Annotated in this window: 26 protein-coding genes; 13 read left to right on the forward strand and 13 right to left on the reverse strand. The window is 36.8% G+C overall.

What is annotated here, in order from left to right:
* Nucleotides 1-31: 31 nt before the first annotated feature.
* Nucleotides 32-820: a hypothetical protein gene (locus BM308_RS00210; protein WP_074942291.1), complete on the forward strand. Its 789-nt coding sequence runs from the start codon at nucleotides 32-34 to the stop codon at nucleotides 818-820.
* Nucleotides 821-951: 131 nt separating this feature from the next.
* Nucleotides 952-1,557 (forward strand): YqiA/YcfP family alpha/beta fold hydrolase, encoded by a 606-nt coding sequence (locus tag BM308_RS00215; protein ID WP_074942292.1) that lies wholly within the window; start codon nucleotides 952-954, stop codon nucleotides 1,555-1,557.
* A 92-nt stretch (nucleotides 1,558-1,649) separates the two neighbouring features.
* Here the strand turns inward: BM308_RS00215 and BM308_RS00220 are convergent, their stop codons facing one another.
* Nucleotides 1,650-3,824, reverse strand: coding sequence for an RNA ligase (locus BM308_RS00220; RefSeq protein ID WP_074942293.1), 2,175 nt, complete (start codon nucleotides 3,822-3,824; stop codon nucleotides 1,650-1,652).
* A gap of 308 nt (nucleotides 3,825-4,132) precedes the next feature.
* Between BM308_RS00220 and BM308_RS00225 the strand changes: the two genes are divergently transcribed.
* The 6 genes from BM308_RS00225 to BM308_RS00250 all read left to right on the forward strand — a co-directional run bounded on the left by BM308_RS00225 (nucleotide 4,133) and on the right by BM308_RS00250 (nucleotide 8,448).
* Nucleotides 4,133-4,549: a hypothetical protein gene (locus tag BM308_RS00225; RefSeq protein ID WP_074942294.1), complete on the forward strand. Its 417-nt coding sequence runs from the start codon at nucleotides 4,133-4,135 to the stop codon at nucleotides 4,547-4,549.
* A 53-nt stretch (nucleotides 4,550-4,602) separates the two neighbouring features.
* The gene (locus tag BM308_RS00230; protein ID WP_074942295.1) at nucleotides 4,603-5,574 is read left to right on the forward strand and encodes a hypothetical protein; all 972 of its coding nucleotides are present in this window, start codon (nucleotides 4,603-4,605) and stop codon (nucleotides 5,572-5,574) included.
* Between the two features lie 123 nt (nucleotides 5,575-5,697).
* A complete protein-coding gene (locus BM308_RS00235) occupies nucleotides 5,698-6,156 on the forward strand; it encodes a DIP1984 family protein (RefSeq protein WP_074942296.1) in 459 nt (152 codons plus the stop codon).
* Between the two features lie 191 nt (nucleotides 6,157-6,347).
* Nucleotides 6,348-6,851, forward strand: a complete 504-nt coding sequence (locus tag BM308_RS00240) for a hypothetical protein (protein WP_074942297.1) — start codon at nucleotides 6,348-6,350, stop codon at nucleotides 6,849-6,851.
* 12 nt (nucleotides 6,852-6,863) lie between these two features.
* Nucleotides 6,864-7,379 carry a DNA-processing protein DprA gene (locus tag BM308_RS00245; protein WP_074942298.1) on the forward strand — a complete coding sequence of 172 codons (516 nt, stop codon included), beginning with the start codon at nucleotides 6,864-6,866 and terminating at the stop codon, nucleotides 7,377-7,379.
* Between the two features lie 64 nt (nucleotides 7,380-7,443).
* The gene (locus BM308_RS00250) at nucleotides 7,444-8,448 is read left to right on the forward strand and encodes a helix-turn-helix transcriptional regulator (protein ID WP_074942299.1); all 1,005 of its coding nucleotides are present in this window, start codon (nucleotides 7,444-7,446) and stop codon (nucleotides 8,446-8,448) included.
* Between the two features lie 18 nt (nucleotides 8,449-8,466).
* Here the strand turns inward: BM308_RS00250 and BM308_RS00255 are convergent, their stop codons facing one another.
* Genes BM308_RS00255 through BM308_RS00265 form a run of 3 tightly spaced genes read right to left on the reverse strand, consistent with a single transcriptional unit; the run spans nucleotide 8,467 to nucleotide 11,959 of the window.
* Nucleotides 8,467-9,912: a cyclic-phosphate processing receiver domain-containing protein gene (locus BM308_RS00255; protein ID WP_074942300.1), complete on the reverse strand. Its 1,446-nt coding sequence runs from the start codon at nucleotides 9,910-9,912 to the stop codon at nucleotides 8,467-8,469.
* A 27-nt stretch (nucleotides 9,913-9,939) separates the two neighbouring features.
* Entirely contained in the window at nucleotides 9,940-10,926 is a 987-nt protein-coding gene (locus BM308_RS00260; RefSeq protein ID WP_074942301.1) for a hypothetical protein, read from the reverse strand.
* 40 nt (nucleotides 10,927-10,966) lie between these two features.
* Nucleotides 10,967-11,959 carry a hypothetical protein gene (locus tag BM308_RS00265; protein WP_074942302.1) on the reverse strand — a complete coding sequence of 331 codons (993 nt, stop codon included), beginning with the start codon at nucleotides 11,957-11,959 and terminating at the stop codon, nucleotides 10,967-10,969.
* A gap of 251 nt (nucleotides 11,960-12,210) precedes the next feature.
* Here BM308_RS00265 and BM308_RS00270 point away from each other — a divergent pair, with 251 nt between their 5' ends.
* The 4 genes from BM308_RS00270 (at nucleotide 12,211) to BM308_RS00285 (ending at nucleotide 15,216) form a co-directional block, all read left to right on the forward strand.
* Nucleotides 12,211-12,603 (forward strand): hypothetical protein, encoded by a 393-nt coding sequence (locus BM308_RS00270; RefSeq protein ID WP_074942303.1) that lies wholly within the window; start codon nucleotides 12,211-12,213, stop codon nucleotides 12,601-12,603.
* A 92-nt stretch (nucleotides 12,604-12,695) separates the two neighbouring features.
* A complete protein-coding gene (locus BM308_RS00275; protein WP_074942304.1) occupies nucleotides 12,696-13,118 on the forward strand; it encodes a hypothetical protein in 423 nt (140 codons plus the stop codon).
* A 145-nt stretch (nucleotides 13,119-13,263) separates the two neighbouring features.
* The gene (locus tag BM308_RS00280; RefSeq protein WP_074942305.1) at nucleotides 13,264-14,277 is read left to right on the forward strand and encodes a helix-turn-helix transcriptional regulator; all 1,014 of its coding nucleotides are present in this window, start codon (nucleotides 13,264-13,266) and stop codon (nucleotides 14,275-14,277) included.
* Nucleotides 14,278-14,394: 117 nt separating this feature from the next.
* A complete protein-coding gene (locus tag BM308_RS00285; RefSeq protein WP_074942306.1) occupies nucleotides 14,395-15,216 on the forward strand; it encodes a cold-shock protein in 822 nt (273 codons plus the stop codon).
* Between the two features lie 67 nt (nucleotides 15,217-15,283).
* Here BM308_RS00285 and BM308_RS00290 read toward each other — a convergent pair whose 3' ends face one another.
* The 7 genes from BM308_RS00290 to BM308_RS00325 form a co-directional block, all read right to left on the reverse strand.
* Entirely contained in the window at nucleotides 15,284-16,030 is a 747-nt protein-coding gene (locus tag BM308_RS00290; RefSeq protein WP_074942307.1) for a hypothetical protein, read from the reverse strand.
* Nucleotides 16,031-16,049: 19 nt separating this feature from the next.
* A complete protein-coding gene (locus BM308_RS00295; RefSeq protein ID WP_074942308.1) occupies nucleotides 16,050-16,760 on the reverse strand; it encodes a hypothetical protein in 711 nt (236 codons plus the stop codon).
* Nucleotides 16,757-16,957: a hypothetical protein gene (locus BM308_RS00300; RefSeq protein ID WP_074942309.1), complete on the reverse strand. Its 201-nt coding sequence runs from the start codon at nucleotides 16,955-16,957 to the stop codon at nucleotides 16,757-16,759. Before BM308_RS00300 ends, BM308_RS00295 begins: the two co-directional genes overlap by 4 nt.
* Nucleotides 16,950-17,327 carry a hypothetical protein gene (locus BM308_RS00305; protein WP_074942310.1) on the reverse strand — a complete coding sequence of 126 codons (378 nt, stop codon included), beginning with the start codon at nucleotides 17,325-17,327 and terminating at the stop codon, nucleotides 16,950-16,952. The genes BM308_RS00300 and BM308_RS00305 overlap by 8 nt, the downstream gene beginning before the upstream one ends.
* Nucleotides 17,328-17,343: 16 nt before the next feature.
* Nucleotides 17,344-17,766 (reverse strand): hypothetical protein, encoded by a 423-nt coding sequence (locus BM308_RS00310; protein ID WP_074942311.1) that lies wholly within the window; start codon nucleotides 17,764-17,766, stop codon nucleotides 17,344-17,346.
* 281 nt (nucleotides 17,767-18,047) lie between these two features.
* Nucleotides 18,048-18,566 (reverse strand): hypothetical protein, encoded by a 519-nt coding sequence (locus BM308_RS00315; protein ID WP_143098538.1) that lies wholly within the window; start codon nucleotides 18,564-18,566, stop codon nucleotides 18,048-18,050.
* A gap of 626 nt (nucleotides 18,567-19,192) precedes the next feature.
* Nucleotides 19,193-20,191, reverse strand: coding sequence for a lambda-exonuclease family protein (locus BM308_RS00325; RefSeq protein WP_074942314.1), 999 nt, complete (start codon nucleotides 20,189-20,191; stop codon nucleotides 19,193-19,195).
* 1,000 nt (nucleotides 20,192-21,191) lie between these two features.
* Between BM308_RS00325 and BM308_RS00330 the strand changes: the two genes are divergently transcribed.
* The gene (locus BM308_RS00330) at nucleotides 21,192-21,470 is read left to right on the forward strand and encodes an HU family DNA-binding protein (RefSeq protein WP_074942315.1); all 279 of its coding nucleotides are present in this window, start codon (nucleotides 21,192-21,194) and stop codon (nucleotides 21,468-21,470) included.
* 258 nt (nucleotides 21,471-21,728) lie between these two features.
* On the opposite strand, the gene BM308_RS00335 is transcribed toward BM308_RS00330, so the two are convergent.
* Both BM308_RS00335 and BM308_RS00340 read right to left on the reverse strand, forming a co-directional pair.
* On the reverse strand, nucleotides 21,729-22,022 hold the full coding sequence (locus tag BM308_RS00335) for a hypothetical protein (RefSeq protein ID WP_074942316.1): 294 nt from the start codon (nucleotides 22,020-22,022) through the stop codon (nucleotides 21,729-21,731).
* Nucleotides 22,023-22,349, reverse strand: a complete 327-nt coding sequence (locus tag BM308_RS00340; protein ID WP_074942317.1) for a hypothetical protein — start codon at nucleotides 22,347-22,349, stop codon at nucleotides 22,023-22,025.
* Nucleotides 22,350-22,351: the final 2 nt, after the last annotated feature.

Raw genomic sequence — 22,351 nt, forward strand, 5'->3', positions numbered from 1 at the left:
TCATATCTTTCTTTGATTTCAGAGGTGAAGAATGTTTAGAGAGCTATATGACGGAGAATATGATCCAAGGTATTTCAGTGTTGATACCAAGGATGCTGCAGATTCTATTTTCGAAAATCTTAAAAATAAATTAGCTGCAAATAATAGAAACAAAGAAAGTATCATTATTTCAGATGAATTCTCTGATGAAGAGACTTCTAAAACAGAAGCTTTTATCAGAATGCAGAGATCTTCTGAGAATATAGTTTCATATAGTTCAGATAATCAGATCTGGAATGACTATATTGAGGTATTTTGGGGAGGTTTCTTTAGAGCATATGGATTTCAATGCGATTTCTACAGGAGAGAGTTTTTAAAAGACAAAGACCTGCTTTTAGCTTTGGCAAATTTCTATAAAACTCCTGACGATGAAAAGCTGAATCATCTAAGGTCGTTATTCGAAAAGCAGCAGTTTGATGTGAACGTATCCGGCCTAATATTTTCAGTGCGCAAAGAATTATATTTGCCATCTTGTGATTTTATCATTAAGCATTTGAGTAAATGCATTAGTATGATTACCAATGAAAAACTGACAGCTCCATCTTATTATTCAAAAGATAGCATTGAATATCTAACTGCAAAAAAAGAGTATTTCCTAAAGTTACTTGAAATGTATGACATCAGGCCTAGTTCATATGAAGAAGAACTAAAATGCTCATCTCTCCTTGAAACCTGTATTTGTGAGTATTATGACTCAGATAAATACAGAAATGATTTGGGAGAAATTCTTGCAAGAAACCAGGAGATATGCGCTGCCATTGATGACATGTATGATAAATAATTTCTAGCGCTAAAACATAAGGCCGTTCTTGTTATTTATGTCTGTAATTCGGCTATAGATTTCAGTCATTTTTTGTGTGGAATAAGGGGGAATTCAACTTAAATAGCCCCCTTTACTTTAAGATATGTGATATGTACGTTTATATACATGGCTTAAACTCAGATGGTAAAAGATCCGCTTCTCTTTTAGAAAACTGCCTGGGGGAAAAGGTGGTAAGACTGGAATGGCAGTGTGATCGTCCATTTGATGAGAATATCGCCTATCTTCTGCATGAGATTGAAGAGCTTGATAACCAGATAGAAGATCTTGAGAATATGGTTATCATCGGAAGTTCCATGGGAGGTTACTATGCTGCGGTTATCTCTGTACTAAAATGCTATCATTGTGTACTCTTCAATCCTGTAATCAATCCAAAGAAGACACTGTTACAGTTTAAAGGGCTCAATCGTAACTTTGCTACCGGTCAGACCTATGAATTAACTGATGAGCTGATTAACAGCTACAGTTTTTCTGGAAAGTTAAACGAACATGGTATACCAAGATATATAGTCTTAGGCAGAAGGGATACTGTCCTGAATTATAGAGAAGCAGAAGAATTCTACAGAGGCTGCAGTTATACCGTGATTACAGATGAGGAGCATCAGATAAAGGACTATAAGCCCTATACAAATGAAATATCATCTATGAAATATGCTATTTGCTATATAGATCCAGATGAATTACTCAGTCAAAAATAGGTTCTCATTTTAAGAGGTCATACAACTTCCAGACAAAAGCCCCTGCAAGGCTGTAGCAGGAACTCTCTGTTGTTGATAATTAACTAATCATTCTAAAGATTATTACCTGTTTCCTTGGCATAAATATCTCGAATGGTAATAATGTCTATAGGCAGTTTCTCTGCATTTTTTGTCTGAAGCCAATGCCCAAAAACGACACCTCCTTTAGGCAGACTGTTTTTGATGGACTCCCCTTTTCTGAAACGACCGACTACTGTTCTCATCTGCTTCCAATAGCGGTAATAGCAAGTTTTCAGCTTAACCTGGAATCCATTTGCATCCTCAATAACAAACCCCTCATCTTTGGAAGCATTGATATCCTCAGAATACTTCTTGTAAAAGGCACAGAACTCTTCATAGCTGTTAATACTTATTGGTTCAAGTACCTTACATTTAAGATTAATCTTCTCGGAGAGACTCTTAAGTTCAGAGTAAGGCAATTTTTCATACACAAGTTCATTTTTCAGAAGATCCAGCATAATAAGATCATCTTCTTTATAGCTGACGATATGAGGGTCTTTAGATGGACTTATACCTTCACACAGAAGAGTACAGTTGTTCTGACTTAGATAATTCTTAAGCACAGTAGAAAACTCTGTTTTGAGCATTTTTCCTACAAGCTCTCTAGCTAGTTCTGCCATCTTTCCTTCTGGATTTGCCTTGGTTGTTATGAATAGTTCTCCCTTATAAACTGAGATTAGAATTAAAAAGCCGTTTTCCTTCTTATAGACTGTAAGAGGATATTTAAGTTTATCCTTGTGATTGCCTAAATAGGTAATACGGTTCTCATCAATGTTGAAGAATTTGTCATACCCCCTTGCAACAACCTTAAGTTCACTAGTATCAATATAAAGCCCTCTAGCAAGAACCGTCAGACTGTTCCAGCGACTGTTGTTGAAAGCTTCTCTGGTAAAATTAAAGGATGAGAGATTGCCAAAGATTTTCTCATCAATAAATTTAGAACCTCTAAGTTCATCTATAGTTTTTCCTACAAGCGCTCTGCTGTCGTCCTTTTTAGCAGACTCTTTTACCTTGAATACCGAATTCCTATATTCCAGAGGGAAAATTCCCTCGGAATTTATTTTTACAGATCTAAGGCATCCTCCCTGTTCAACCTGTCCCTCAAGGTCATAAACATTATCAAAGAGTTTGACAGGAGATTCTTCGGTATTACGATGTCCGAAAAACTGAATGCAGTCAGAAGGCGCATGCTCATACCAATGTCTTGCAACATTCATATAATCCTCGTATCTGCCAACTCCCTTGATGTATTCTGAGGCATTGATATAAACAGGATTTCTGCCAGTATAAGGAATGCCACCATGGGACATGGTTAGATGTAGTATCTTCCCTCCTACACTCATCCTGCCACAGTAGCATTGGGCAAGTTTTCTGTAAAAAACTCTAAGCTGATTTTTGTCAATCTTGTTCTCAATTTCTGGTAGAGTTATGTATTTAAAGTAATGAGAACGTATTGCCTCATTATTCAGAAAACACTTAATAGAGTTCTCATGATTACCTTCTAAAAGAATAACATTCTCTTTATTCATTATTGATATCAGAAAATTTAAAACCTCAAGGTTTTCCTTGCCTCTATCAAGGTAATCTCCTAAGAACACATAAAGGTTCTTATCAGAAAGATTTCCGTTATCCTGTAAAAAATTCTGTAGAACAGTATTGCAACCATGAATATCTCCGATTACATAGACATTGTCATAACGGTCAAAATCATGCTCACGATACAAAATTGTAGAACAGAATTCTTCCTTTTTGACAAGCTTAAGCCATCCTGGAAGTTTCTGCTCCTTCATTCTCTGATACATTCTTCTGATAACATTTTCTGGAACCTTTCTATATGTACGTCCCTCATTTCTTGAAATACATTCTTCTAGAGGTACATCGGAGAAATCCACACAGTAGATTCTATATTTGTATTTCTCAGCAAGTTCTTTGTATTCAGGTAAATTATGATTAGAGGTATGAGTAGCATCTACCACTGTAAATTGACCCTGCATCATTCTTTTCTCAAGGCAGTCAAAGAGTAGATTCCATATCTCTTTATCGTTATTCTGGCTGATACAGCTATCACCATTAGGCAGAAGCACAGGAGAACTGTAGGCTAATCGAAAATTGTCTGCACAGAGTGTATATTCTTCAAGATTATTCTCATGAATCCAGAAGGATTTCCCTGATGCAGGAATACCTCTTAATAAACACAATACCCGCATGATTACCTCTTTTTGCTTATTGTTATCCGTCTTACAAAGAATGACTTAAGTTCTACAAACAGTTTTATCCATAGTTTAAGCTCTTACTATTCCAGATTATGAGGTCTATTAAATTATTTCTTTACTCAAAAAATATAAAAAAAAATACATATCAGAATATGGAATGTTCACCCTTTATCCTTATGTCAGAAATAAAGAAAAAAATCACAAAACGATACGCAAACACAGCAGCTTTACTTTAGAGGAAAGAAAAATGTAGATAAATACCATTTCCCACCATAAACAAGATTCAATAAAGGAGCATTTCTATGCTGAACTTAAATGTTGTTGTAAGCCTCAAAGACGCTAACTTGCCTTTTGTCTGTGTAATTAAAGGATCAAAGAGAAAACAGCATCATCTTCCAAATGAATATGCCGAATACCTTTTTGTTTATGATCCTGAGTTTAAACTCCTAGGTTTTGTTGAGTTGAAAAATGTTTTTCCAGAAAAACTTGAGGATATAGTCTTTAAGGGGAAATTAAGCAATAAGCTGAAAGAAGAGCTATATGCCTGGTTTAAAGAACAGTCTGAATTCTCTAATCTTAAAATCAACAACTACGATCTTGCCAGAAACTGCAGCAAATTTTTGCATTATACAGATGAAGATTCATCGGAAATCAAGGGTAAAAACGAAGGACAGAAAATCGCCTGGATGTTTTTAAGAGGCTCTTGCTGGATTGACTGATTGTAAAAATACATCTACTCCAGATTAAAGGGATGAATACGAGAGGAAAGTATATGGCAGGTTCTGATATAAAGATTACTGAAAAAGATATCGATAAAGCTATCGCATCAGCTGACTTTGAGAAGATTGACTATTGTATAGATAATCTTCGAGATAACATTTATAAAAGTAACTCTGAGGAATTAAAAAAAGCCTATATCTCTCTTTGGAAAGAAAGAGTTATTCTGCGATTTAAAGAACAAATCGAAAAGGAGGCGCTTACTGAATTTTTACCTCCAGTTTCTGAGTACTCATTGAAAACAGTTGAAAATGTAATCCTAATGATAGCAGGTGCCTACTCTTACGATTTAGATAAATGGGACGATTATATTTTTCCATACAAAAGTACTTATGAGAATCTTTATAAAAAACATTTAATAGATTCTTCCGAAGACCAGTTATTAAGAGTTCTAAATCATCTTTTTGAATTAAGAAAGTACCTAGTTAATTTAGAAAATCATCCTCTTGTTCATAAATTCAACCTTCCTCTTTTCGAGAGGTTCAACAGTCTGATTATGAACAAACTGAAAGAGCTTTATCAGAAAGCCCTTGAAATATATACAAGAGTAAAGCCTTTTATAAAAGACAACCTGTTTAATATTGAGGCATCAATTGATCTTAATAAGAATCTTCCAAAGGAATATCCGGATCAGAGTGAAAGGATGAAAAAACTCTGGGAATATATGTGCAATCCGGAATTCAATTCAACTCTGCAGGAATCGGCTCATAAACTGTACGTTTTCAGAGAGAAATTTCCTTCATTAAACCATTTTCTGTATCTTTGCGACTATGAGGATGACTGGAGTCACCTGCTTTCAGGAGAATGCGGCTGTCATTATCTGCTGCCGGAAATTGAGAAAATCAACAATGTCGGATATATCTTGCATAATATGACCGACCATCTGAACTACTCGATTCATGAGATCATCTATGCAACAGAATTTAAATTCAGTTTAAATGTTGAAATAGAAGAGATGATTCAATAAAAAAAAGGAGTTTTGAGTATGTCAATTCCTATCTGATTCCCACAAAAATATTGAATGACAGTTTTCAGATTCTGGAACAATCATTCATTACACTTATTTTGAACTTAAATATAGGAGACAGATATGACTCTTGCAGAAGCATTAATGGAAAGAGCTGAGCTCAAGGCAAAAATCTCAGCAATTTCTGAGCGCATTGATGACAACATTCTGGTTCAGGAACAGGAAGCTCCTGGAGAGGATCCAAAGGAACTTTTACCGGAACTATCATCTACTATACAGAGACTCAGAGTTCTTATAAGCCAGATCAACAAGACTAACTGCAGAACTGTAATTGAAAAAGAAAGTCTTACCGACATGATTGCAAGACGTGACTGTCTACTGCTTGAAATCAAAGCTTATAAAGACTTTACAGATACCTCAAGACAGTCAACAGACAGAGCTCGCGGTTCGGAAATAAAAATCAGGCCATGCATTGAAGTTAAAGAGCTGCAGAAAAAACTTGATTCTCTATCTAAGGAACTGAGAGAACTCGAAGTGAAGATTCAAAAGGCAAATTGGAATACTGATCTTATCGAGGAATAATTAGTTATAGGTGTAGCGTTTTCTATTGGGTGAATGTCAGCCTATAAAGGTATTAAGCACCGTAGTGCGTGTGACCGACGACTTTTGGTTTAGTGTTTTGGTCAACAAATTACAGTGGTACAAAGTACATTTAACTTTTACTACCAGACATTAGCAGTAAAAAACGTGAGGGTGGGGTGAGGAATTTCTATATGACTAAAATCAATAAAAAACAGAGACTGTGTGAACTATTAAATGAATCAGCAACCGTCGCTTTTGATAAGAAACGGAATATACGATTCATGGTCTGTCCTTCAGAGAGTCGTGATCTTAACGTTATATGGATGATTAAATCCATCAAATTTAACGTAGATACTCCGATTGCCAGAATCAGAATGGACTGTCCTTGCTATGCAGAGAAAAACAGTAATTTTGTTAATCCCGAATGGTTCCTATCAGATGATGAGGTTGACTATTTCAACAGTTTTATTCGTAAAAGAACCGTCTGTGGATTTACAGGACTACCTTCAGAATGTACTGTATTTGAATATGCAATTCTAAGAATGAATATTGAGAAATATTATGTTGATCCTGTGGAGACTCTAAAGATTAAATATTCTGAATATCAAAGCAGAAATGAAATAGCCCTCCCCTATGATCTACCCATACCAGATTATCTGAAACTAAAAAACAGACTGTATAAAGAATCAAAGTAGGAGGTTACATATATGACAAATATCGCGGTAATAGGAAGCAGAAATCCAACTCAAACCTCCGTCAAAGCCGTAAAGATCTGGCTTGATAAATACTTAGACATGAACAGAGATACTCCCGTTACAATTGTAACCGGAGGAGCCTTTGGCATGGATACAGAAGCGATGAAGTATGCCCTAATGCGCAAACTCAGACTCAAAGTCTTCAGGCCTAACAAATACCATAACCAGAGATTATGTGATGACCTAAAGAACAATCCTTTATGCGATATCATTCAGACCGAAGTTGGATATCTTGAGCGAAATACCATGGTTATAGAAAATTCTGATCTGGTGGTAAGCTCTGACTATGGAAATGGAACCATCGACTCCATGGAAAAGGCTATTGTAAGAGGACTTAAAGTATTCGTAATTGGAGACTATATCTCATCTGCTAAATATAAACGTGCCCTCCCCGTTTCAAACATTACTATAATTGATAAGAGTAAAGTTTTGGAAGGAGACTTCAGTTCAGTGCCTAAGGCTGATTGATGAAGCTTCTCAGAAACAGCCATTCTAATGATGGGATAGGCAATGATTTCTTAGGGGTTACTATATGCCGGAAAAATACGATCAGGATGCAAGACCTGATGAGAAACTACTAAAGCTTTTCATGCTGCTTTTATTCAACGACAAAGAATTTTCTCTCACCTATCTTGCCGAAACCATAAACTGCTCCAAACAGACGGTAGCAAGGCTTTTAAGACGCATTGACGAGAACTATCCATGCCATCTGTTAGAAAGAAAATCCAGTCGCCAGAAGTTCTACCATCTGCAACGTCCATCTATGTCTTTTAAAACAGCCATTGATCCTGCAGGTTTGCGACAGCTTGCCCTGTGCCGAGATCTGGTAAAGGGACTGCTGCCAAAAGAAGACTGGGAGCTGGTCAACATGTCCCTGCAGCAGGCAAAGACAAATCTTCCTCGAGCAGACTACAGCAGTTATCAGGACGCGAATGTTGGAACTCGTCTTACCAGAGGGCATATTGACTATCAATCCAAACAGCGACAGCTTGCAGAGATTGAAAAATGCATTTTAAACAAAAAATGCTGCATGCTTTCCTACCAAAAGGAACTTGATGGCGAGGTAAAAAAATATGCCTACGCACCTCAGATGCTGCTTACCTTTCATGATTCCCTGTATGTAATAGGATGGATAGTTCCTGAAATAGGACCGGTCAGAATAATAAAAGAGCGACCTGCAAAATTTTCGGTTCACAGAATCACTGAAGTAACAATGCAGAACCGATCATCAGCAGACTTACCTGTAAAAGATCTGGAAGAAAATTCTGATTTCGGCTTTCTTAGAGATGAACCTTTTAAGGCTAAGATCTGGTTCTCTAAAGAAGTTATGACTTACATAAGCGATCGTATCTGGAGTGATGATCAGAAGATCACACCTCAGGATGACGGTGGTATTATTCTTGAGATGACTGCACTTAGCCGAAGTGAACTTATATCCTTTGTCCTAAGTTTTGACTTTAAGGCAAAACTGCTTGAACCTTTGGATCTTGCAGCTGAAATAAAGGAAAGGCTTTTAAAGACACTGGATAAATACTAGGACTTAAATCTTGTTGGGTTAGTCTTCTTCATCAGAAGGCCAGTATCTGTCTATGGTTCGCTGCATATTTGCTCTTCCCACCGGATTGGCTGTATGCAGCACTATCTTGTAGAATGTTTCTCTCATACATAGCCAGTCTATAAGCTTTATGGCATCGCCTCCATCCTTTGCGTAAACACCGAGATCATGATCAAGATTCAGTTCCACAATGGCTACTGAGTATTTCTCATAAAACTGAATTGTATTGATGGTCTCATTAACACTATGACATTGAATATATCCATCTGGGGCATCTCTTTCATCATCTAGCCAGATTTTAATGCTGTCATTCAGGTACATTAACTGTAAGTCATCCTCAGGCTCAAAGAGTCTCTCATATACCATATTGTCCTTGCCATTATCATCATGGAAATAATACTCAACACCTGAATACAGCCAACTCATTTGTTGCTTAAGCTCTTTCTGGATTTCTAGAGTTCTGCAGTATTCAGAGGCAATAAGTAATGCCTCATCAGAAACAGATGATTCGTTTCTAAGTTTCATTCCATAAATTCTTAGAAACCTTTCTTTGCCGCTTAGTGGTTTTCGATAATATTCAAGGTCGTAATTATGAATATTTACTTCAGAGGTAAGATGGTACTGACAGAAACGGTCAAAATAAAAGCAGCAACAGTTGATATCTGAAGCATCTATGCCTCTGGATACTTTCTCATCTGGAATGAAGTAATCCGCCACAAAAGGCTCTCCAGGTTCATAATCGTAGTTAAAGCCCTTAGTATGTCCCGCATATACAGAATCTTTGGAATTAACCAGAATATCACCGCGTCTAAATGGCATTGGAAGGTAAATTAACAGTTTGTCTGTTGTGTAGAAAAATCTTTCCTGAGGCAGACACTCGTTATCATAGATATGCATAAGCTTTAAATTAGAGTCAAAAAATGCTTTCACATATTTATCTGCAATATTGCCTCGCAGGTCTTTAGTACCTGAAAAGTAGTATTTAGATAACTGCACCACAGCAACAGAGTTACCATTGTCATCCTGATATTCCTGCTGATAACCTTTTATAGCAGCATCAAAGGAAGGAAATCGAGCAGAAGAATAAAACTCAGAACTGCCTTTTTCTAGAATACTTAATTCATAATAGCTCTCTGGCTCCTCAGTCTTCAGAATCTTTATTAACGTTCTGTAATTCTCAAGAATTCCTATTGTTAGCCCATGAAGACTCTCCAACTCATTCTTATCCCCATCCTTAGGCTGTTTTTTGAAAAAGTCAGGATGTCTTATGGTTACCGTTTCATCTGGGGCGGCAAGGAGAGATTCTAATGCGATAAGTCTTTCCTCCAGCGGGATACGATAGCATTTGTCTATAAGAAACAGCTTCTGTTCGCCACTGAGACAATACTTTTTCTCATAAAGATATTCTCGGATGTCTCGAGAGTTTACAAATCTTATATAGTCCATCTGAACACCTTACTCCATTCAGTTTACCTATGTATACTGCTCCAGAGATTGCATCTGATTCTTTAACTCTATAGAGCGCACTGCACTGTAAAACAAATCAGGGGAAAGATTACCTTTTACCATTTCACTTAACGGAATAAGCTTGCTATTTATACCTTGAAGCTCATCTTTATCTGCATATTCAAGATCATAGTTAAGCCATGAATGCTCTTTGTAAAAACCGTTTTCTACAGGAAACAGCCCCCAGTACAAAATATCTGTTCCATCATGATTTTCTTTTAAATCCTCTTTCCCTGCAGGAGTATATGAAAGAAATACCGCATATTCAGGATGATACTTTCTATCCATTGCTCCACATGGAATTCCAGCTCTTTTCACGATATCTCCGCGTTTAAAAGGCATAGGTATACTTATATGCATCGCAGACTCATCTACACCATATAAATTCAGACCGCAGCCAGAATAGCAGTCAACAGACAGAACGTCTAATTTTTTTGAAAGAATACATTCTGCCACGTCACAATCAACAGTATCAGTCTCTTTAACACATTCTGAGAATATGAACTTTCTGATTCGATAGTAATCCTGAACCTCACCTATATCCTCATCCTCAGCATATTCTCTGATAGCTTCAAGAGCGTTATCGTAACTGCGATAATAACCTATATGATGAAAATCAGTTAAATGCCGTTCTAAATGCTCCGCTTCGTAAATATAATCAGGAGAGTCGTCTTTTACAAAACAAAGCATGGCTTGATTATCTGATATATATCGTCTTATAAATTCGTGAACAGTAAGGCCTAAAGACTCAGCAAAAACATGATTAGAAATTGATGTCATTGCTGCATCTTCAGTAGAATTCAATAATTCAACGAGAGCTGCAAGTCTTTCATTTAATGTTATGAAATCGCACATTACAATTAAGAAAAACTGCTGCTCAACATTAAGCTTGTAGTCGATATCATAAAGATACTTTCTGATATCTTTAGAATTTACATATTTTATGCAGTCCATTGATATACCCGCCTTCCCCTCTGGTGAATACCGTTTCAGTTTATTTAATTCCTAATTCAGCTAAAGAACTGCAGAATACAGAGAGATATTCATCCTCTTTCTCTTTTTCTTTTTTAAGTTCTATGATTCTTACATTTCTATAAAGCTCATCTGAATCTATTTCCCCTTTTAGATATTTACTAAGAGGAATTAGCTTAAGATCATCTCCAGATAGCAGAGCTGGGTCTTTATATTCAACGTCATAGTTAAATACAATTCCATAGCCTCCATCAAAACCATATTCCTCTGCATAAATACCGTATAAGAGAATATCTCCATAAGAGCGTCCTGGTTTGTAGTCTTCAGGCTTTTCAGGATGGTATCCAAGATACACTACATTTATATCTCGGCCTAAAGATACGATATCCCCTTTTTTAAAAGGCATGGGAATACCGACATACATTCCATCAATACCAACGCCGTAGGTTTTACAGTTATTGTCATAAACATAGATATCCATAAGCTCAAGATTATTCGAAAAGAGACAATAATTAGAGTCTGACAGATAGTTCTCGCCATTTCCTGAATCATCATCGTCAAATGGGATTTTATCAACACGTAAACGTTCCCCCGGCTTCATCACATTTTCTTTAGAGTATTCGCTTAAAGCCTCAAAGCAAGACTTATAAGTTTTAAAGCAGCCTATGAGATCAGGATCTGAATTACCTTCATACATAATTCTTGCCTGATAGAAGTATCCACTAGTATTAGCCTTCATGAATTCAGTCATGGTCTCTACATCTCTTTTATATCTTCTGATAAATTCATGAGAGGTAAGACCTATTGTTTCAGAGAAACTTTCATCGGTAATGGAAGTTAAAGTGACGCCATCTGAGGTTTGAAGATAATCATCTAGAGCCTTTATCTTCTCATTAACGCTAATAAATGAGCAGGATAAGACAACAAAAATTACCTGATCGGCACTAAGTTTATAATCAATATCGTAAAGATACTGTCTAACATCTTTTGACGCTATGTACCTTATAAAGTCCATCTTTCCCCTCCATTTTTCTTGAAGAATAAAATAGGAACATTCCAGATCTTGATAGGTACATAAAAAATTTCAGTTAAGAGTGAAATTAGCAGAAAATATCAAAATCTGCATTTGTGTGGTTTTCAATTGCAGACAGAAAAAAAACTGATTCAAAACCACTCAAATGTTAAATCAAATCTCATATCAAAATCCGGAATGATAATTAGCTATATTTAATGCAATCAAACATATTCCTTATAAGGAGATTAGGTATGAACAAGGCAAAAGAATTAGTTTTCATATCTGAGCTATTTTCACAGAGAAATCGTCTTCTAGCTGAAGAAAAAAGACAAAAGGCAATGCAAGATTTTAAGGTAGCAGCAGAGCCTTTTTGTAAGCATCCGATTGCAACAGCCATGGGTATTTTATGGCTGTGTGTGTTCTGTTATGCTGTTTCTAGTGTCTGGAATGAAGAATGGATTATTATTGCCTTTGTTGCTGGATTCTGGCTGATGATTCTGTTTATGGGAATTGGCTATTGCGAGACTTTTTATGGCCGGGATGAAACGTATCTACATAAGAATATGACAGAAATAAATGTATTCCTAATTGTGGACGTAATTCCTCTTGATAAGGATAAAACCGCTCAAAAGTTTAGCAGATAAGAAAAAATATTTTTTTCTATCGATTTTTCTGGCAGTGGATAGAGCAAATTCGAAGCTATACTTTATAAAATGCTAAATGAAAACGGGAGAAAATGGATATGGATAAACCCCAGAACAAGGATCTAAACTCAAATCTTTTTTCTCTTAACAAGAATCAGATAAAAGAAGAAAAAAAGAGAAAGCAAGAAGAAGAGTTAAGAAAGGCATTAAAAGATCTAAAAGAAGCTTCAGAGCCTTTTAGAAAACACCCTATTGCAACTATCTTGTCAATCTTATGGTTTTTCTTATTCTGCTATTCAATTATCTATCTATGGAATGAGGACATGATTATTATTGTCCTAGACATTCTTTTCTGGATTTTTGTCCTTTATATGGGATTGGATATAGCAGAAATAAATGACACCAGCACCATAGACTATTCTAGATATAAGGAACCAACGGAAATCAATCTTAATATAACGATTGAAATAAAAGAGAGAAAGGATACTCTGCAAAAGTTAATCGCTAAAGATTGATTGGTTGTATTCCAAATTCTGATATCTATCAATAGAAAATACTCTGTTTTTTACATAAAACGAGATATCTGTTTAATCAGTTTTTGTATATGAATCTTAAAATTAGAAATAGCATTTCGGAATTTTTTTGTTTAGGATCATATTAATGGCAGCAAACGTCAAACAAAACATTGCTTCTCCCTCTGAAAAGTTAATTGCTCTATATTCTCTACTGCTATTTGCAAGATACCCTTTAAGCCTTACCTATATATCAGAACAGCTGCAGTGCTCCAAACAGTCTGTATTAAGGCTTATTGAAAGAATTGAGTCATCCGGTTATGGACGAATTACCAGACAGAAGAAAGGCAGAGAAACGGTCTATATCCTCTCCAAACCACGTAATCTTCCAAAGATAAGCATAAATTCAGAAGGTCTTTATCAGCTTGCCCTATGTAAGAACTTCCTTGTTAAAATGCTCCCTCAAAAGATGAAACTGAACATCGATGCGGTAATTCAGGAAACCTCTGCATATCTATCTGATGAGCCTATTACTGAGGATTTTCTGTCAGTTGGAGATGTTTATACTAAGGGCAGCGTTGACCATACCCCATATCAACCTATTCTAGATACTTTAATTGAGGCAATTCGTAAACATAAAGTCTGTAAGATCACTTATTCTCCAACAGCAAATAATGTAGATAAGGAGTATTTTCTAGCTCCGCACAGAGTTACCGCCTTTCATGACAACCTTTATGTGGTGGGGCGTCTGGTAACAGCAGACGGTGTCGCTGAACCACTCAACGATCATAATAATACGTTCTTGCTACATCGTTTTAAGCAAGCGGAAATCACCCATAGAAACACCGATCTTGCTCCCATGGTTGCTGACCAGAGTGAAGGTGCATTCGGCTGGTTTAACTCCGGTGACGTCTTTGAAACCAAGATCTTGTTTAAGAAAGAAGTCGCCGGTTATGTGACTTCAAGGACATGGAGTAATAAGCAGTCTGTTGAATACCTTGATAATGGTGATTTTGTGCTGACAATGAATGCCCGCAGCTCCAGCGAGCTAATATCGTGGGTATTGAGCTTTAAGGATACAGCAACTGTTTTAGAGCCTAAAGATATTCGGGAGAAAGTAATTGATGCAGCTAGAGGTATCTTGGATAACTATCAAGATTAGAAAAAAAAGAGGTTATCCAAATATTGGAATTTTACAAGATTAGGCAAGAATATCTTTATATGCGATAATAGTTAGCAGAAAAAGAACGTTATATAAGCTTTCTATTGGGCATGTGAAATGGAATTTGGTATCGTCAAAAGTTTTGTTGCAGATAAAGGATATGGTTTTATCCAAACAGAACAAGAAACAGTATTCTTTCATCTTAACGATGTATTAAATGAAGATAAAGATAAGATAAAAATCGGTCAGGCTGTCAAATTTGATGTCATTCCAACTCCCAAAGGAAATAAAGCCACTGCTGTATCAATTGCTGATAAAGACGAGCTAAGGTTTGTCATTCCTACCACTCCTATATTTTCATTCGGAAACGATAAATTACCAGATGGCAACATCGTTTTAGAGGATTCAAATTTTGAAATATTTGTCGAGGTTCGAAATCCTCATGATATGGAAAGTTATTTTAATCATTATTTAACTGAATTTGGTGCTAATGCGGTAATTAACATAAGAGATGAGAAATACACTGGTGAGGAAAGAGCTAGAGGCTCAAGTTTTAGTTTTAATTACAGAAGGGGTATCCATTACTTCACAATCCATAAATTTATAGGAAAAGTAGCAATAGTAGGCAAAATAAGTTCTAATGGACAGAAATATTCAGATATAAATCTTAAGACTATTGTTGCTAAAAAACGCATAAACCGTATTCAATTTTCTAAGAATCAAAGAATCAGAATTGCAAAAAAATTAGCTATTAGTTCGCCTATTTTCTTTTTATTAAGTTTTGGTTATTACTTAATTGACTCTGATTTTTCTATTTACTCAAGTCTGTTGAGTTCTTTATTCTTAACCTTCCTATTTGCTGTTATAGCAACTTGTTTTTTACGTAAAGATAATCCGTATGAAGATTTATTAGAGATTGTGCGTAATGCTAGAAGATAAAAAAAGGATAAGCTTTTTTTAGGGCTTATCCTTTATTAGTCTGAATAAGAGTAGTTATCTATTCATCCTATTCACCAAGCAGCAGAGCTGACTTCACACCGTCATTAGGCAGCTTTCCGCCAAAGGCATTATTCTCATAGTTGGTTACATCACCAAAGCAGTCCTTGGCACTTAAGTAAAGAATACCTGGGATTGAGTTATAAGGATAGATTACATCATCCTCATCAAGCTCCTCGATGGTCTTTTTCTTGTCTGCAGCGACTTTAGCTACATCCTCTGGTTTCTTCTCAATAATGTACTGTTTCCATGAGTTAATGATGTAGTCATCTGAATAGTTTACGGTCTGTCTTAACTCCTCATCGGTCATCTTTCTTAAAGCCTTCATGTATTGAGAAGCACCTAGAGAACCGAAGTGATAGATACCCATGTATCCACCGTATTTAATGTCTTTAACAACTTTATTGTCGTCTAGCAGGAAATAAATGTTCTTCTGTACGGTTTTATGCTCGTCATCTGCTGCAATACCTAAAGTCAGAATATCTGCAATGGCGTGACCTGCAGCAGAAGCACCAGAGCGTTCACCGACAAAAGAGTAACCGACAATATCATTACCCTGAACAGTCTTTGCTGCGTAAGCAGGAGTACCAATCAGCTCACGTACATCAGATAAGGTAGACTGATCTTTAGTAATGAACTTCTCTACTCTGGTCACATCTAATAGTTTCTCATTGCGGGTGGTATGGTGGTTAGTTGCACAGCCGGTTAGAGCAATAACAGAAGCTAAACCAAGAGTTAGAGTAATTTTCTTCAACATATTTTCATTTCCTTAATAGTTATTTGTTACAGGTAATTTCATTACAGTAGGTGTTTATTAGTAGTTTTGGGTGAGCTGCTATCTTTTCACCGTCCTCCTTATTGATGGTTACGTTTTTGTTTAGGGCAAGCTTTTCTCCTAAGAGTTTATTAAGCTTGTCGTTAAGCATTAAATCGAAGTCTGCAGAAGTCTTTTGCTGCTTATCGGTATCGGCTTCGATGACATATCGGGAGAAGTTTACGTCGCTTTGAAGATCGTCATCAGTTAGTTCGGTAACACAGTAGGCGTTGGCAGCAGTTCCTTTGGCACTTCTGCTATATAGGTACTTATAGCCAAATACGTAGGTTTCTTTGATAATGCCGCTGTTATCAGTCTTTAAAGCGATATTCTTGTTGGTCATAGCTACGGCCTGAATGTCATCGTTTAGGACGTTTGCCTTGTTATGTCGCATTTCATTTACAAAGGCCAAGGCTGGGTTGTAACCTTCAAAGGGAAAGTTAACCTTATAGCTATATACGTATACGTCACCATCAGCAGTCTTCGATACATATGAAGGTGTTCCCAGAACCTTACGTACTTCACTGATATTTGTACCATTTGCAGCAACTGACTTTAGAGCATTTATATCTCCAAGCAGATGCCCTTCACGGTCCGCATTCGGGTGAGCACAACCGGTTATAGTCAGAGTTACAGCTATGGCGGATAGAGCCATGCCTAATCGTTTATTCATAAAAAACCTCTAAAACTGTTTCTTTTAGCCTGTCTTAGCTTTATTTCAATGTTGTTGATTGTATAGTTAAGAGCAACGCAGATATCCTCTGTTAGGGGGCTAAAATCGCACCTTTCTAAAGCTACGTTGTTGCCTAGCTGCATCAGACGCTGTTTCACAAGTTCCTGCTGTCTTTTTAATTGTTCCTGACTAACCATTTGCAGCCTCCTCCGCTTTATATACGGGAATTCCGGTGAGATCTTTCCAATAGTAAGGAGAGCCTTTGCGAACCGGTTTTGAGCAGTTGTTATCGCTCTGTTCGAAGTGATATAACCAATCTGTGCATTCACCGATTAGTCTCTCTTCCTCTGCGGGATCAGTTGACTCAAATTCTCCGGTATAGAAGTCCAGAACACGTAACACTTCAAGCTTGCGGGCATAGCGGTATAAGAGTTCAATCTGCTTGCCACTGAAACCGTAACAGTTTCCTCGCAGAGAGATATGGAGGTTATAGTCAGATCCGTAGTGGGTGAGAATGTCTTTGACTTCTTTTAATAAGGTCTTTTTATCTTTCTTTAAAATAGCCATTTGTAAATCTCCTTGATTAGACCACAAGTGAACGTTCCAGATAATCCTGATTAGCGGGAGCTCCCTGTTCCGCTTTAAAGAGCTTAAAAGCTATAGAGAGATGAGAAATACCAGAGGAAAGTGTCAAGCTGTCGCAGTCGAATTCTGCAGTTTCATGGTTAATGACAGCAAGTTCCCAATAGGACAGCCTCTTCAGAAAATCATTAGCGACCTTAACTTCATATTTAGCTGTCGTCCATGGATAATCCTTAAAGACAATGCAGATAAGCTCTGTTTCCCTACTGTCGTTATGAATGATTCCATTCAGGGAGTAAGTTCTGGCTTTCTTTTGCCACAGAGCTTTACCAAAGGCCTGATAGAAATCAAAAGGCTCCCATTTCTCGTATTTTCTGTAATCTTCTGCTCTGACCATTACATAGACTAAATTTGACTGCTCCATATACATATCCTTGTGTTAGAGATTATCTGTAAATTTACTCTAGCACTTGTAATGTAATATTACAATACATAATGTAACGTTATATTATAGTATACATATAAATACGAATTAACATATTGTATTTATGAAGAATTATTATGAATAAAGGAGATATGTAGCAATAGATTGGAATTTGAACCAGAAAAGCAGGAAATGATGTTCTAGGAAAGTCAGTTAATGTTTCATTATGTATAGAAACGAAAAAGGGGGCTCATGCCCCCTTAATCTTTAAGTTTTGGAATTTACTCTTTAAGATTCTTCTGTAGAAAGTGTAAATATGTCTCGATAGCTTTACGTTCCTCAGCAGAGGCATATTCCTTCTGAGCCTCCATAAGTAAGCCGATTACCTTAAATGCGGTCTTAATATCCGCTTTGGCTTTCTTATCATCAATTGTGGTGTAGGTGCTCTTATTGCAGTTGGCTGGATCACCCATCTCGTTTACAAGATTTCTGAAACTTCTGGTAATGACATCTTTATAGGATTCAGATAAAGTCAGAGTACCGTTAAGAATACGAAGAATGTAATTGCTGTTGTTATCACCATTATCATGCCAGAAATCCTGGGCGGTAATATTGAACAGAGCAAGGAAGGTAGAGAGAACCTTCGGCTCAATCTTGTTATTCTGCAATGCTACAAGATTTTCTTCCTTGGTTGGCTTTTTAGAAGATTTCTTTCTATGCTCCTGGGACTGCTTTAACTGTCTTACTTCTGCTTTAAGTTTATTGATTTCGTCTTCAAGCTGCTTAGTATCTTTGACCATAGAATCAACCTTCATTTAATGGCTGTAATATAACTCTTTATTACAGTATATCATCTGAAATTACAATAAACAAACCAGATGACAATGAAAAAAAAGCCTCGACTTGCATTTCTGCAGATCGAGGTCTTCTTTTGAACGGTTTTTACCGATGTACAAATAGGAGTTTTAACAGAGAAACTATTTGTGTCTTGTGGCTAAATATCCCAACAGGTTAACAACAAGCATTGTTAGGATGAAAGCTCCGATAAAATAATAATCCATTGTCTAATCTCCTATCTTGAACCAAATTAACAGACTTAACATAGCAAAAGCGCAAATATACGAGATTTGCTCTTTCGTTAACGCCGGAGATATACAGGTAACAAAGAAATATCCGAATACACCTGCAAAACACTGCAGGATAAAAGGTCGGAATATACTTTCTTTATTACTATTCTCGTCTCTTAATTGGCTCTTCTGATCTAAATCTCTTAGGTTAATTTTAGGCTGTTTGAACCTAGAATTAAAGCTATGAGGTCTATTTTTCTTCATATAGTCTCCTTAAAGGCTATATGAGTCCCCACGGAGCTTCATATAGCCCCATGGGTCTAAAACAAGGTGATCTGATGATCTCCAGGAATTAAGTGTTATTGAACATCCTTTAAAGTTAATCTTGTAGAAGCATTTCCGCTGCTGCGATACTTCTCCAGGATTTCCTCAGTGATAACTCCATCTCTGAGCATGCCGTCCCAATTGACAGTGCCTTTTCTCATCGATCTTGTAATCATCCAATCATTAGTACAAACACTAGTCTGATTGTCAGTTAACAGCAGTTGACCTAGTCTGTTAACCACTTTCTGTCTAGCTTTCTTGAGTACATCCAGATTTGCTGACAACTCCTTATAGGTGTTTTCAGAGTTTCTGTATTCCTCAATAAGCTGCGACACTTCTGAAGGTAAAGTATGTTCAGAAACGATAACCTTATCGCCTTGCTCTGGTTCAACGGGAAGATTATTCTGCATAATCTCCTTAACCCTAAAAGCGATCTGCTTGAGTTTTTTCTGCACTTCGACATTTGGTTTTATAGGAAAAATCCTGATGTTGTCAGCACTAACTTCCTCTGCATCATTGCTATGGTGAAACACAATCATTGCAGCTTTCGCCTTAGTCACCATCAGCTGCCACTGCACCTGATAGTAATAGCCATACTTTTTAGGTATTGGCGCATTAAGACCTTTCTGCAGTAATTCATCCCAATTCTTGTCGTATCGGGAGAATACATTCTTGATTTCAACTATCAAATCAGCCTTATTACTGTAACCATCAAGACTTGCCATGAAATATGGCTCATCCAGAGACTCGCAGCAAGGTTGAGGTAGGAACAACTCATCATCGGAAAGCAGTTGAGGGAATTTCTGTTCAATCAGACCTCTGATTTTCGGCTCCTTCAATTTACCTTCCTTGACCGGTGGGTAATTAGAAATGTCTTTCTGAATACCGACACCTCTTTTACTCTGCACGACAGAAAAGATACTGTCATACCCGGACATGATGTGTGCAACTTCAGTAGCTGTTATATGCTGTTTACGCACATCTAACCATTCCTGAGTACTCTGCTCTAAATGCAGCTCTTTAAAATTAGCCATTGTTGACTCCTAATATGTAAAGCCAACAAGGACAACAATCCCCCAATGGAGATAATTGTCCCCATTGGGAGTTGTTGTAAAAAAGATCCTCAACTGTAATCACTTAAATAGTACTTACAGAAAAGAACGACTAGATTCCGACCAAAAACAAAGGCTGAGTTTCTCGTAAGCCTTATGTTATTGATGAACTTTCGATTCTCGTATCGTGAGATATACGTTGGCAAAAGCCCCCAAAAAAAAACATCAATTCCACATTGTGGAAATGCAGTAAATGGATTGCTTAGAAAAGCTGATTATGTGGAAAGTATAGCGTTCAACCACCGTGGAAAAGTCATAGATTAGGGGAAAAGTAGCTGAACATTTCTAATGGAAAATGCACAGGGAGGCGATCTATAAAATACAATGAAAAAAATAGAATTTTCTGATCTATAATAAAGACAAAGGGCAGAGATTGCTCTCCACCCTTCACCTACGGTTTTACCATACAGGCTGGGACCATGTCAGTAAAACCATGGTTAAAAATAAGATATAAATGATTCTCATATTGAGATCCTTTTCTTATTGTTTAACAAAAAGCTCTACTGCTTAGGGTCATGCCAGTGACCCTAAGTTAATAGAGCCACCCTACGGCTAAACCGCATATCTATTATATCACAGAGCTCGTTCTGATTATCCACTTTAAAGTGGATTTTTTATTTAATCTCAATTAGTTAATCTATTTTTTAGAACAGAAAACAATGTTCTTAGAACATGAAATAATGCAAACGTTAAATCGAATTCTATAATTTGCTTTGCCTTCTTTAGAACCAACTAAAATAGTCACTCCTTATTGCTCGTATCCGTCTTTAGCTAAGAAAACGCTCATAATTGCTTGCTACTCTAGGCTTCAAGACGATTTTCTATGATTTATCTCATAAATTTATTAAAAATCGCTGTAAACCGCATGTATATCGTATAACTTAGTAAATGAGGGCTGTTCCTCGTTTAGGAGAAATCAAGAATGAATAAGACAGAATTAGTTGATGCAGTTGCAAAATCAACCGGTCTAACCAAGACAGATACAAAGAAAACCATTGATGCAGTCTTTGAGCAGATCACCAAGTCACTAAAGAAAGGCGATCCTGTTCAGCTAATCGGTTTTGGCTCTTTCAAGGTATCTCAGCGTAAAGCACGTGAAGGCAGAAATCCACAGACAGGCGCAACCATTAAGATTGCAGCCTGCAAAGTTCCTGCATTCTCAGCAGGTCAGGCTTTAAAGGACGCTGTAAACAAGAAATAATTTTGTATAGAAATAGCTTATTGTTAAGTTTTAGCCTTCGTTCTAGCGAAGGCTTTTTTTTGGCGATCAATCCTATACAAGGTCTGACTAAAAAAACGCCCCGGCAAGACCGAGGCTATGGAGTAAAAAAATGGAATTGTGTTTCAAAGAAGAGCCTTCCCCTCTTCCTTTGATAAAAAAATTTGTATCTGTATATAATGGGATAGTTAATTATCACATACCTCATCGGCAGAGCTTTTATCCGGCTCTGCCATTTTTTTATCTGTGTTTCTGATATCTGATTAGGACATTTTCAGCTTTTTCAGCACCAAAGAGTTTTGCTGCAGCATCTTTGCATTTCTGTTTGTTTTTCTCAACCGCCTCTGGAGTTACCTTGTCAAAATCGTAGTACTCAATATTGCAGTAGCAGCCGCTATTCTCCTGTCCTACCTCTATCATCCGGCTATTAGACTCTATTCTGTTGTCATTCACAAAGAGAAAAACTCCCAAGCCAATAATAAAGAGACCTCCTATGGTCAATACTGATACAAGTCCTCTATCCTCTTTTCTCATTTACCCCGCCTCCTTCTGTTTTACATCTTTCAACTGTCTTTTCAGTATATGCTGATTTTCAACATTAAGATAAAGCGCATATTCCAAAACACCAATCCTGTTTTTCAGTTTCAGCTCAGGATCAGGCTTCTTACCAAGGAATATATCCAACTTTAAATCAATGTCCTTAAAATCCTTTTCCCGTAACTGACGGTAGCACTTATCAAGTTTCTGCACTATGCGTTCGTTACTCTCTCTAAGCTCCAATAGACGGTCTTCAATTGTCGTTTTATGCTTAATCTTATGCGCATCCTCTGTAAAGACAAAATCATCCTGAAACAGCTCCATAT

Origin of the sequence: Succinivibrio dextrinosolvens (assembly GCF_900116345.1) — a bacterium.
GTDB lineage: Bacteria > Pseudomonadota > Gammaproteobacteria > Enterobacterales > Succinivibrionaceae > Succinivibrio > Succinivibrio dextrinosolvens_B.